The organism is Providencia sp. PROV197, from assembly GCF_028479625.1.
Lineage (GTDB): Bacteria > Pseudomonadota > Gammaproteobacteria > Enterobacterales > Enterobacteriaceae > Providencia > Providencia vermicola.
In genome coordinates, this window is the sequence record NZ_JAMPNZ010000014.1 from 79913 (window position 1) to 92695 (window position 12783).

Consider the following 12783-nt stretch of genomic DNA (forward strand, 5'->3'; position numbering starts at 1 on the left):
AATAGCCAGTTAGAGCAGGGGCCTATGATAACGAATTGTCGGTTATTAAGCGAAAAAAATATATTTGGCCTAAGGTCCTATTAAGGAAGTTAAGCAATCCCTCAGTTTTTATCTCTTATACTTGAAAAAAGCATCCTAGACAGGTCATGATGGTGAAAATAAACAAGAAAATCAAAGAGAGCTGCGCAATGAGAATAGGAATTGACCTAGGTGGCACGAAAATTGAAGTGATTGCATTAGATGATGATGGTGAAACCTTATTTCGTAAGCGTGTTTCAACACCAAAAGGCGACTATCCTGCAACACTCAGCGCTATTGTCGGTTTGGTAAATGATGCGGAAACGGCAACTGGGCAAACAGGAAGTGTGGGAGTTGGAATTCCAGGCACCTTATCTCCTGTGACTGGAAAAGTGAAAAATGCCAATTCAACATGGCTGAATGGCCAGTTTTTTGATGCCGATTTAGGAAAATTATTAGGGCGTGAAGTTAAAGTCGCGAATGATGCGAATTGTTTAGCGGTATCCGAAGCGGTTGATGGCGCAGGTGCGGGGGCAAAAGTGGTCTTTGCCGTGATCATTGGGACGGGGTGTGGCGCAGGTATTGCACTTGATGGGCAAGTACACTCAGGCGGCAATGGCGTAGCAGGGGAATGGGGACACAATCCATTACCCTGGCAAGATGATAGCGACAGGCAGTTCTTATCAAATGAAAACTGCTATTGTGGCTTAACAGGCTGCACAGAGTTGTTTGTCTCTGGGACAGGCTTTATGGCCGATTATGCTAAATTATCGGGTGAGACAAAAATAGGTTTAGACATTGTTAAGTTAGCCCAAGAAGGGGATAAATTTGCTAAAATTGCGATGGATAATTATTTGAATCGACTAGCAAAAGCATTAGGGCAGGCGATCAATATGCTTGACCCTGATGTCATCGTGTTAGGGGGAGGAATGAGTAACGTAGATAGCCTCTATGAAGAGCTACCCACACGCATTCGCTCATGGGTATTTGGGCGTGAGTGTGATACACCCATTCGTAAAGCGGTGCATGGCGATTCGAGCGGGGTACGCGGCGCGGCTTGGCTATTTTCGTCCTAATTTACGTTGTGGCGGTGTTAGCTGCACTCGGCTACTCATTTTTTCATCATACTTCAAGCTGTGACTACGTTGGCTTCATTCAGCCACCCTAGTCACATACTTGTGTATGTTCCTAGGGATGTCTTCATTTTGCCGCCTTGCCACAACTCGAATTATTTAGAAAAAAGCGTGGATGTGATGAAAATTAACAAGAAATAGAGTGTTAGTTTTCATGTTTAAATAATCATCTTTTATTGCTTAAATTAAATTTATATTAATTAAAAATTAAATAATACGTATATTTATAAAACATAAAATTTAAGTTAAATAAGTTTCTCAATACTAAGTGATATCAATCACAATTCTTTTTTTCCTACGAAAATTATTCACAAAACACTAAAAAAATAATTTCAGTTATTTGGCGTGAATTTGTCATGAATAATTCATTTTTGTGACAGATATAAAAATCAGGCTCGATAAAAAGATGAAAACCGTGATTTAGTCACAAAAAATGGTTACTGTTTGCAGTGTATTATCATTAAAAATTGACGTTATGCACATTGTGTAAAATTTTAATGCCATTTTGTTGGTTATTTGCTCAATGGCATAAGGTGTGTATACGGATTCGAGAGGCAATTTTCTCTCAATAAAGGCAACTAAGGGGATCAAATGAATAAAGTATTGAAGCTCTCAACACTTGCTATGTTAGTCGCATTTAATGCGAACGCGGCAACGGTTGATTTACGTGTTATGGAAACATCAGACGTTCACAGTAACCTTGTAGACTTCGACTATTATAAAGATAAACCAACAGAACAATTTGGTTATGTTCGTACTGCGACTTTAATTAAAGCGGCAAAACAAGAAGCTACAAACGCTGTACTCGTGGATAACGGAGACTTAATCCAAGGTAGCCCACTGGCTGACTATATCGTTGGTGAAGGCCTAAAAGATGGCGAATCTCACCCTGCGCACAAACTACTGAATACAATGGGTTACACCGTCGGTAACTTTGGTAACCATGAGTTCAACTTTGGATTAGATTTCTTGCATAAAGCCATTGAGGGGGCAAAATTCCCATATATCAATGCCAATATTATTGATGCAAAAACAGGTAAAAACTACTTCAACCCATACATTATTGTTGATACGCCAGTTAAAGATAGAGACGGGAAAACGCATACCATTAAAGTGGGTTACATCGGTTTTGTTCCACCTCAAATTCTTATTTGGGATAAACCAAACTTAGAAGGCAAAGTTTTAGTTAATGACATTACTGAAACGGCGAAAAAATTTGTGCCTCAAATGAAAAAAGAAGGCGCTGATTTAGTTGTTGCTATTCCTCACTCAGGTTTCTCTCAAGAGCCTTACAAGGCAATGGCTGAAAACTCCGTGTATTACCTCAGTGAAGTCCCAGGAATTGACGCCATTATGTTTGGTCACTCACATGGTGTGTTCCCAAGCAAAGACTTTAGCGATATCAAAGGTGTCGACATTGCAAAAGGAACTGTCAATGGTGTTCCAGCTGTTATGCCAGGTCAATGGGGGGATCATTTAGGGGTTGTCGATTTAGTGGTTAGCAATGACGATGGTGCATGGAAAGTGGTTGATGCAACAGCACATGCTCGCCCTGTTTATGACAAACCAAATAAAAAAGCCCTTGTTGAACGTGATGGCGACCTTGCGAAAATTATCGAAAAAGAGCACGAAGATACCCGTAAGTTTGTCGGTAAACATATTGGTAAAGCGTCTGAAAACATGTACAGCTTCTTAGCGTTGGTGCAAAGTGACCCAACGGTACAAATTGTCAATGATGCGCAAATCGATTACACCAAAAATTTCATTCAGGGTGACCCTGATCTGGCCGATTTACCCGTGTTAGCAGCAGCCGCACCGTTTAAAGCGGGTGGTCGTAAGAATTCACCAACTGAATTTATTGAAGTCGAAAAAGGTGATTTAACGTTCCGTAATGCAGCGGATCTTTACCTGTATCCAAACACGTTAGTTGTGGTTAAAGCAACGGGGGCGGATGTGGTTGAATGGCTAGAATGTTCTGCGGGTATGTATAACCAAATCGACCCACAATCAACGGCGCCACAAAGCTTGCTGAACTGGAACGGTTTCAGAACGTATAACTTCGACACAATAAGTGGCGTGGATTATCAAATCGACCTGACCCAGCCTGCGAAATATGATGTTGATTGCCAAACCGTGAATAAAGATGCTAACCGAATCAAAAACGTCACTTACCAAGGTAAACCGATTGATCCAAAAGCAACTTTCTTAGTGGCAACCAACAACTATCGTGGCTACGGTGGTAAATTCGCAGGTACAGGTGATAGTAATATTGCATTTGCTTCTCCAGATGAAAACCGTTCAATTTTAGCCGCGTATATTGCTAAAGTGTCTAAAGAAAAAGGTGAAATTTCAACGAAAGCGGCAAACAACTGGTCATTTACACCAATTAAGACAGACAAAAAACTGGATGTTCGCTTTGAAACTGCACCAAGTGAAAAAGCGGCTAACTTTATTAAAGAAAATGCACAGTATCCAATGAAAAAAGTGGGTACTGATGACATTGGTTTCGCTATCTACCAAGTGGATCTAACGGCTAAGTAAGCGTTTTAATTAACGTTATAGTGAGCCTGCCCTATTGGGTGGGCTTTTTTATATTAGTAAAATAAGAGAAATGGGGTAGGAAGATATTTTGATGGTAAATAAATAACGCTCGGCGCATTTTACTGACAACTATCGAAACACGTCGAGCGGTTATTGATTTTTGACACCTAATAAATTATTCATAAAACACATTCAACATAGGTAGTTTACTGAACTTATCGTATTCGACTTTAACATACTCAGATTCTATTTTTTTGCCATTTTTTAAAGAGCCTGTCATTGAAATGTCTTTTCCTTTTCGGTAGCACACAACATTGACACGTTCTTGGTCATTCGCATTTATAGCACATTGTGGTTCATACACAGAACCAGTGAATGTGATTGTCCCTCCTGATGAGTTATTACTAGCATAGGTGAAAGAACAACTTGAAATGATTATAGCAACTACAGATGTGAGTAAAGATAAACGTTTCATAGTCCACCCCCTAAATAACACTGAGAACAGTGTTTTTTTGCCTTCACTTTTAGTGTAGTTCAATTATTAGTAATGCAAACTAAATTTTCTAAATATATTTGGATTTTAGTATTGGAGCGATTTAGTTCATTGATAAACATCAAAATTTATTTGATTCTTATATCATTCGATTGATCGTTAATCATTGTTTTTTTTGAATTAATAGCAAAGAAGGGTGGTGTGAAATTATCTTTTTATTTAAGTTAAATTTTATTGGTAAATATGTTTTTTGAATTTATTGTTCCATTAAATAAATTTTAAATATAAAAGTAATTTGGTGTTCTATTTTCTTTATTAAGGTAATCGTTAGTGATGATTTATTTTGTGGAGGATTTAATAAATAGTGAAAATAAAATGCCCTTATAAATAGTTTTATAAGGGCATTTATTTTAAAATCTTACTGTTTCATTTTATTTGAAAACTTTGAAACGTACATCGTCATCCATAAAGGCTTTATCACCTGCTGGCGCATTAATCGAACCAAATACCATTTGAGCACGTAAGACCCAATTAGCAGGTGTGTTCCACGTTTTTTGTACATCATTATCCACTAATGGATTGTAGTGTTGTAATGATGCGCCGATATTTTCTTGAGACAACGCAGTCCACACAGCGAATTGTGCAATACCACTTGCTTGCTCTGACCAAATTGGGAAGTTATCTGCATATAAAGGGAATTGCTCTTGCAAACCTTTTACAATGTCTTGGTCTTCAAAAAACAGGATAGAACCTGCTCCCGCTGCAAAACTATCAATTTTTTGTTCGGTAGCGGCAAAAGCTTGATCTGGCACAATTTTACGCAGAGCTTCTTTGGTCATATTCCATAATTTCTTATGTTCAGCGCCAAACAGAATGACCACACGCGAAGTTTGTGAATTAAACGACGATGGTGAATGCTTTACAGCTTCTTTAATTAATTTTGTTACGTGTTCTTCAGATACAGGTAAAGCATCGCCGAGGTTATAAATAGTACGACGATTTTTAATCATTTCGATAAATGCGTTAGACATTTTAGTCTCCTAGATCTTCATTAGCGCACGGCATTTTATAGAATCTATCTTAGAAGCCGCAGTTCGTTTCAATAGTAACTACTATAACGGGGGAAAGTTAAAATCATAGAAAAAAAATTTAACCGTAAGGTTCAAAATTTTAGGCTAAGATTTATTTTTATAAATAAGTAATAAATTCAATATATTAAATTTATTTTTTTGCAGTATTTAGTTTTTGATAAGTTAAAATAGGACATTGGGCATCAAATGGGTAGAAAAAAATTGAGGATATTAAAGGGGGAAAGATGTATCAAGATAAAGGGTCTAGCGGGGGCGTAATCCCGCTAGACAAAAATGATAACTAGTTTTACTTAATTGAGTTCACTGACATCTTTGGTAATTTCAATTTTGGTTCCACCAAAGTTATCAATGATATATTTTCTGACAGCTTCAGTGTGGTACAACTGTGCTAATTTAGCAAATTTAGGGTCATCTTTATTATCCGATTTTACGACTAATAAATTAATATTGTTCTTGATAGTGTCATCATTTTGTTCTCTAAATAAAGAATCTTTTAACACATTAAGTCCACCTTCTTGTGCTGCAGTATTACCGATAATGGCAATATCGACATCAGGCAAAGCTCTTGGGCCATGTGCATATTTTATTTGTCTAAATACCAAATCTTTTGGGTTTGCAATAATATCATTAGTCGATCCAGTCGCTTGATTAAAATCAGGTTTTAATGTGATTAATTGAGCCTTTTCAAGTAATTTTAGTGCGCGTATATGATTAGCTGCATCATTAGGGATAGCCACAATGGCTTGTTTAGGCAAATCTGCAAGGTTTTTATGTTTTACCGAATAAATGCCCATTGGTTCAAAATAAGTGGTGGAAATCGCGGCCAATTTATTATTATGGTTTTTATTGAAGTCTTTTAAAAAACCCCATGATTGAAATGCATTGACATCAACGTCCCCATCAATTGTTGCCACATTAAGTGTGATCCCATCATCAATGATTTTGACATCAATATCTAAATTTGCTTCTTTCGCACTTGGAGATTGCGCAATAAATTTCCATATATCAGCATCACTTCCATGGCTGCCAATAATAATTTTTTGCGATGTTTGTTCTTGCTGATTTGGCTTATCGGTTGAACTTTCCTCTTGTGAACAAGCGGTTAGCGTAGAAAATGACAAAGCTAATAATAATGCAGATATTTTTTTCATTCGATTATCTCTAATAATTTTTGTTGGTGATATCTAATCAAACAAAAATAGTTTTTTATAAATAATATTTTATTCAGACTCTAAGCTTTTGGTTATATACAGAAAATACACATGGACTCATTCGAAATTGTTATATCGATATAGTTTTAAATTATTTTTAGCAATATTTATTGTGGTATCTAATCAGATATTAAAAATAAACGTGAAAATTCTTCACCATCTAAAAAATAATTTAAAAGGTTGATTAATTATGTCTTTAACACAATTGCCTATTATTGATTTACATGAACTTGATAATCCTGAAACCAGAGATGACTTTTATAAAAAGCTACGTTTTATCGCTCGTGAAATCGGTTTCTTTTATTTAGTTGGTCATAACATTACACCAGAATCTCGTGAGCAGCTCTTAACCACGACAAAACAATTTTTTGCCTTACCAAAGGCAGAAAAAGAAACGATTTCTATGGCGCATTCTCGCCATTTTCGCGGCTACACTGCGTCAACAGAAGAAAGCACTCGAAATCAGCCTGATTACCGTGAACAAATTGATATTGGTGAAGAGTTACCCGCGCTCGAACTGACAGAAAATGACCCAATTTGGTTTAACTTACATGGACCAAACCAATGGCCTCAGGCCTTACCCGAGCTGAAACAGCAAGCGCTGGCATGGCAAAGTGATATGCGTGCCATTGCAGTGAAGCTCATCAAAGCATTTTTGGTTGCTTTAGATCTCCCTGAAAATAGCTTTGAGCACATTATTGCTGAACCTGCCCAGCATTTATTGAAGCTTATACACTATCCCGCGAGAGAAGATAATAACGATGGAGAACAAGGTGTTGGTGCTCATAAAGATGCAGGTATTTTAACCTTATTGTGGCAAGACAACAGTGGCGGCCTACAAGTCGAAACGGATAATGGCTGGATTGATGTCGCGCCATTGGAAAATGCATTTGTTGTAAATATTGGTGAAGTGTTTGAATTAGCAACTAACGGTTATTTACGAGCTAACGTGCACCAAGTTGTGAGAAAGAAAAACAGTGATTCCCGTTATTCCATCGCTTACTTTATTACACCAAGTATTTTTGCTGATGAAGTGCCATTATTAACCTTACCAAGTTATTTAGCACAACAAGCTTTAGGGCCTGATAGCGATCCTCTCAACCCTTTATTTACCAATTTAGGAAAAAATGTGATTAAAGGCCGTTTACGTTCACATTTAGCGGTAACACGCAGATTTTACCCTGCGGAATATGCGCAAATAATAAATAACAGTAATATCCTATAACGAATAGAACAAATTGACATTGATAAAAGAAAATCAGTTGGAGCTAAGTATGTCAGATCAAAGTTACAAAAAAGACTTAAATGGAAGGGCATTATCGCCTGAAACCTTAATGATGAGTTATGGGTATGACCCGCAGCTTTCAGAAGGGTCGATTAAGCCTCCCGTTTTTCTGACGTCAACGTTTGTATTTAAAACGGCTCAGGAAGGAAAAGATTTCTTTAATTTGGTTAGTGGGCGCACACAAGCGCCTAGTCACCAGAAGCAAGGGCTCGTCTATTCACGATTTAATCACCCCAACAGTGAAATTGTTGAGGACCGGTTAGCGTTGTATGAAGGGGCACAAAGTGCCGCTTTATTTTCATCCGGTATGTCAGCGATTACCACTTGTTTGATGGCGGTGTTACAACCTGGAGATGTATTACTGCATTCACAACCACTCTATGGTGGAACAGAAACTTTGTTTCTCAATACGTTAAAGCGGTTTGGTATTACATCAGTGCCTTTTCAAAATGGCTGTGATTTAAACGCTGTTTTAGACGTGGCAAATAGTATTGAGCAAGGCCAAAAGATTGCGGCCATTTATATTGAAACGCCATCAAACCCGCTAAATACAGTGGTTGATATTGAGTTATTGAGCCAAGCAGCGAAACTAATTGGTCAAAAACAAGGTGGAGAAGCCCCACTATTGATTTGTGACAATACGTTGTTGGGCCCTGTATTTCAAAAACCTCTCGCATTAGGTGCGGATTTAAGTGTGTACTCACTAACTAAATATGTGGGTGGACATTCGGACCTTGTTGCAGGGGCTGTTGCAGGTAGTCATGAACTGGTGAAAAAAGTTAAAGCGCAACGTAATGCCATCGGAACGCAATTAGACCCGCATTCAAGCTGGATGTTAGGGCGTTCTTTGGAAACGCTGCAATTGCGGATGGAGAGGGCAAATAACAGTGCACAAACGCTGGCTGAATTTTTATATCAGCACCCGAAAGTGAGCAAAGTGCATTTCCCTGCATTTTTTCCGAAAGGCAGTGTTGAACACCACGTTTATCAGAAACAATGTAGTGGTGCAGGTTCAACGTTCTCCATTAATGTTGGAAAAGATGAAGCTGATGCGTTCCGTTTTTTAGATAATCTCGCGATTTTTAAACTAGCAGTGAGCTTGGGGGGAACGGAATCATTGGCAAGCCACCCTGCTTCAACAACGCACTCAGGTGTTGCACAAGCAGTACGTGAGAAAATTGGGATTAGTGATAACTTAGTGCGTTTATCTATTGGTATCGAGAATGTAAATGACCTAAAACATGCATTAGAGCAAGCATTAGACGCCATCTAAGCGATTAAATATTATGGAGAGGAATAGGTTTGCTCCTCTCCATTTTCTTGACTAATTTAACCGATATTGAGATGGTAGCTCGCTAAAACCAAGGCCATTGGCTTTTTTCACGTTAATCTGTACTGGAATACGCTCTTTCATCGCTTCTACATGACTAATAACGCCAATCATTTTCCCTGAAGCATTCAGACTTTCAAGAGCATCAAGGGCAATATCTAGCGTTTCGGCATCCAAAGTACCAAATCCTTCATCTAGAAATAGTGACTCTAATTGTGTGCGGTTGCTGACCATGTCTGAAAGTGCCAGTGCTAATGCTAAACTAACAAGAAAGCTTTCCCCCCCAGATAACGTTTTGATATCTCTGACAGAATCAGCCTGCCAGCTATCGATAACTTGTAACTCTAAGTTAGCTTGGTGGCTACGTTGCAATATATAGCGGCCATGGAGCTTATCGAGTTGTTGGTTGGCTAACGTTACCAAACAATCAAGCGTTAGGCCTTGTGCATAGCGGCGGAATTTATCCCCTTCAGCGGAACCAATGAGTGCATTTAAATAACTCCAATCATCGTAACTGAGTTGGCTTTTTTCTATTTCTTGCAGTAAATCTTGTTGCTGGTGGCGTTGTTGTCTATCGGTATCTAAGCGATTAATAATGCGCCCTTGTTGTTGATTATATTGTTTAATTTCCTCATCGAGGGTTGTGATAATGTCGTTTAATTGTGCCTCAGAAAGTGACGAAAAATCTGTGGAACGTTGCTGACTAAGGGCTTCGAGTGCTTGCATGCTTTCTTGATGGCGGGTCTCACTTTGCAATAGCGTTTGGCTGACTCGTTGCTTTAACGCTTCTAACTGTTGTTTTTCTTCAAGGTTTAACAATGCCTCAAGGAAGGTTTGTTGCGTGCTAAATGGGCTTTTTGCCAGTGCATCATTAAATTGCTCTTGCGCTTGTTGATGTTCGAATTTGGCTTTATTGAGTGTCTTGATAATCTCCTGCAAGCGACCATTAAGTGAGGCAATATTTTTATCAACTTCATTTAGCTGTTGACTAAGTTGTTCTTGAGCTAACGAAAGCGCCTCTTGTTGAGTATTCATCTGTTGGATAAATAGAGGTATAGGTAGTCCTGAAAGTTGTGTTTTGCGCTCAGCGTTTTTTTGCTGAAGGACTATATTAGCTTGTTTAAATTGAGTTTCTTCTTTTTCAATTTGCTGATTGAGTTGCTTTAATTGGTCGGATTCAGATTTAAGTGTGGCGCTTGTGACCTCAATTTTTTGGTTTAGAGCCTGCGCGGTGACTTTTTGAGTATTGTAAAACTCACCACGTTGAGTGATATCACTCACCCATTTATCAAAGTTTTCACTTTCTGGTAAGTTCAGATCAAAATGGACTAAAGCTGTTTGAAATTGCTCAGTTTGTTCATTTTTTCGTTGCTGTAATTGAGCCAGTTCTCTCTGCGATTCATCAAATAATTGGGTTTGATATTTTAATCGCTCTTCAATGAGTGAAAGGCCTGCTTGTTGTTGAGTTAAATACGTTTGCTGGTCGTGCTGCAACTGCTTAGCTTGCTGATATTCACGCTCTAATATCATGAATTCATGGGTGATTTTTTGTTGTTGTGTTAGTTTAGCGGTTAGCTCATTGATAAAGGCACTCACAGCCTGCTCGTTCAGTGCTAATTCAGGTGTAAGTGCTTGCTCACATGTTTTTTTCCAGTTGTGAACCAAGCTATCTAGGTGAGCAGTGGTTTGCTGCAATTGTTGTGCTTGCTCTTTTTGGCGTAGCTGCTGTGTTTCGGATAGCGTGGATAACTTAGTTTGTTGTTGTTTAAGGTGGTCAAGCTGCTCAGTTAAGTGAATGAGTTGCTGTTGTGTTTCGCTCAGGTGAATGGATTGGTATGTTTGTACCGCTGGATGTTGCGTGGAGCCACATAGTGGGCACGGTTTTCCTGAAACGAGTTGTTGACGTTCTTGCTCTAAACTGACAATTTTCTGTTCTAATTGGTACTTTTCATTGGTTAGTTTGATGCGAGGTGCCAACTCATTGATTTGAGACTCAGTCAGTTCGCGTTCTTTTTGTGTTTGGCTGCTCTGTTGCTGTAAATCAGCATGTTGCTGATTATGTTGCTGTAATTGGTTTTGCGCACTCAGGTATTGGGACAACATTAACGGTAATAATTTGGCATGCTGTAAACGCGTTTGCAGTTGCTCAATCTGTTGATTAACTGCATAAATATCGTATTTTTCTTGGTCGGCTTTGTATTGTTGTTCTTGTCTTTTAAACGCGAGTGTGTGTTTTTCTAAGGTGGACGTAGTTTGTGTTAATTCTTCTGTGCGTTTTTGTTTATCCACTTGCAGTTGTTCAATTTCGTTTGAGAGTTTCTTTTGTTTCTGTAATAAGGTATTGAGCTGATCTCCTAATTCAAAAATAAAACGCCCTTGCTGTTTCCAACTGCCTATTTGCGCGTTGATATCTGCATCTTTTTGTTTTTCATTTAGAAATATGTTCAACTCGTTAAGTTGATGGGTTGCTTGTTGAATCTGGCCTTGTGTCTCATTTATCCACTGTTGTTTTTGTTCAAAAGTTACCTTTTTTTCAGCTATTTGTTGTTTTAATTCGTGTTGTTGCTGCGTTAACTGCAAAATTTGGTTATCGAGAGGGCGAACTGTTTCATCAATCATTTGGTTTTGTTGTTTTACAAAATCAATATGTTTGCGGTGTTCATCCTGAGATTGAATGAGTGTGGCTTGTAGCGGCGTTCGTTCGGCCTGTTGTTTTTCCAGATTGAGTTGTAACTGCTGTTGTTGTTCTGTGTATTCAGTGAGTTGCCTCTGTAGACTTTCAATATTTTGCCAAAGAGGGCGTAGCGACTCCGCAGGTTCGCCATTCGATAGTTTCTTCAGTTGTGGTTGCGCCGTTTGGTATTCAAGTTGGGCATTTTTTAGTTCATTATCAAGTGATTGTAATCTCACAGTGAGCTGGTTGTGTTGTTGCCACCAATTAAGTTCCTGTTGATGCTGTGCACGCTTTTGCTTTATTTCAGTTTCGTGTTTCAGTAACGTATTTTGCTGTTCTAGCAGCTCTTGGTGTTCTGATTCCGTAAGTAAATTAATACTTTGCGCTCTGGCTTTTAAGAGATCTAAATCTGTTTTTGCTTGCTTGTGTTGGTTAAAAATATATTTGGAGATTTGGCTATAAATTTCTGTGCCTGTAATTTCTTCAAGTAGGTCAGCGCGTTCTTTTTCGGAAGCGTTTAAGAAAGCGGCAAAGTCCCCTTGCGATAGCAAGATGGATTTTGTAAAGCGGCCAAAATCTAACCCTGTAATTTTGGTTATTTGGTCGCGAATTTCAGATACCTTAACGGTAATGATTTTGCCATCAGCCACTTGGGCAAGTTCCGCTTTCGGTGGTTGCAAGTTGCCATCTGGTTTATTACCTGCGCGGCGTTGGCTCCAAAATGCGCGATAGGCCGCACCTTTGACTTCAAATTCCACTTCTGCAAGGCAGTCCCCGGTGTGGCGGGTCATCAGTTCGTTTTGGCTTGCGGAAATTGAATCTAATCGTGGTGTCCGATGATATAGCGCTAAGCAGATGGCATCCAATAAGGTGGTTTTCCCCGCACCCGTTGCGCCTGTGATGGCAAATAGCCCCTGGCTGGCAAACGGCTCTTGCGTAAAGTCGATTTTCCATTCACCTTTGAGAGAATTAATATTTTTGAGGCGTAAACTTAAGATCTTCATATC

General features: G+C 38.8%; 8 protein-coding genes. 4 read left to right on the top strand and 4 right to left on the bottom strand.

Annotation, left to right across the window (positions count from 1 at the left end; genetic code table 11):
• Nucleotides 1-188: 188 nt before the first annotated feature.
• Both mak and PR808_RS06885 read left to right on the top strand, forming a co-directional pair.
• Nucleotides 189-1094, top strand: a complete 906-nt coding sequence (mak, locus tag PR808_RS06880) for a fructokinase (RefSeq protein WP_272538977.1) — start codon at nucleotides 189-191, stop codon at nucleotides 1092-1094.
• 648 nt (nucleotides 1095-1742) lie between these two features.
• On the top strand, nucleotides 1743-3692 hold the full coding sequence (locus PR808_RS06885; RefSeq protein WP_206084549.1) for a bifunctional 2',3'-cyclic-nucleotide 2'-phosphodiesterase/3'-nucleotidase: 1950 nt from the start codon (nucleotides 1743-1745) through the stop codon (nucleotides 3690-3692).
• Nucleotides 3693-3867: 175 nt separating this feature from the next.
• Here PR808_RS06885 and PR808_RS06890 read toward each other — a convergent pair whose 3' ends face one another.
• The 3 genes from PR808_RS06890 to PR808_RS06900 all read right to left on the bottom strand — a co-directional run bounded on the left by PR808_RS06890 (nucleotide 3868) and on the right by PR808_RS06900 (nucleotide 6427).
• The gene (locus tag PR808_RS06890) at nucleotides 3868-4167 is read right to left on the bottom strand and encodes a type 1 fimbrial protein (RefSeq protein ID WP_206084550.1); all 300 of its coding nucleotides are present in this window, start codon (nucleotides 4165-4167) and stop codon (nucleotides 3868-3870) included.
• 449 nt (nucleotides 4168-4616) lie between these two features.
• Nucleotides 4617-5216: a nitroreductase family protein gene (locus PR808_RS06895; RefSeq protein WP_206084551.1), complete on the bottom strand. Its 600-nt coding sequence runs from the start codon at nucleotides 5214-5216 to the stop codon at nucleotides 4617-4619.
• A 350-nt stretch (nucleotides 5217-5566) separates the two neighbouring features.
• Complete coding sequence (locus PR808_RS06900; RefSeq protein WP_272538978.1) at nucleotides 5567-6427, bottom strand: MetQ/NlpA family ABC transporter substrate-binding protein; 861 nt, start codon at nucleotides 6425-6427, stop codon at nucleotides 5567-5569.
• A gap of 250 nt (nucleotides 6428-6677) precedes the next feature.
• Here PR808_RS06900 and PR808_RS06905 point away from each other — a divergent pair, with 250 nt between their 5' ends.
• Both PR808_RS06905 and PR808_RS06910 read left to right on the top strand, forming a co-directional pair.
• A complete protein-coding gene (locus tag PR808_RS06905) occupies nucleotides 6678-7712 on the top strand; it encodes an isopenicillin N synthase family dioxygenase (RefSeq protein WP_272538979.1) in 1035 nt (344 codons plus the stop codon).
• 49 nt (nucleotides 7713-7761) lie between these two features.
• On the top strand, nucleotides 7762-9045 hold the full coding sequence (locus PR808_RS06910) for a cystathionine gamma-synthase family protein (RefSeq protein ID WP_206084554.1): 1284 nt from the start codon (nucleotides 7762-7764) through the stop codon (nucleotides 9043-9045).
• Nucleotides 9046-9096: 51 nt separating this feature from the next.
• Here the strand turns inward: PR808_RS06910 and PR808_RS06915 are convergent, their stop codons facing one another.
• The gene (locus tag PR808_RS06915; protein WP_272538980.1) at nucleotides 9097-12780 is read right to left on the bottom strand and encodes an AAA family ATPase; all 3684 of its coding nucleotides are present in this window, start codon (nucleotides 12778-12780) and stop codon (nucleotides 9097-9099) included.
• Between the last annotated feature and the right edge of the window lie 3 nt (nucleotides 12781-12783).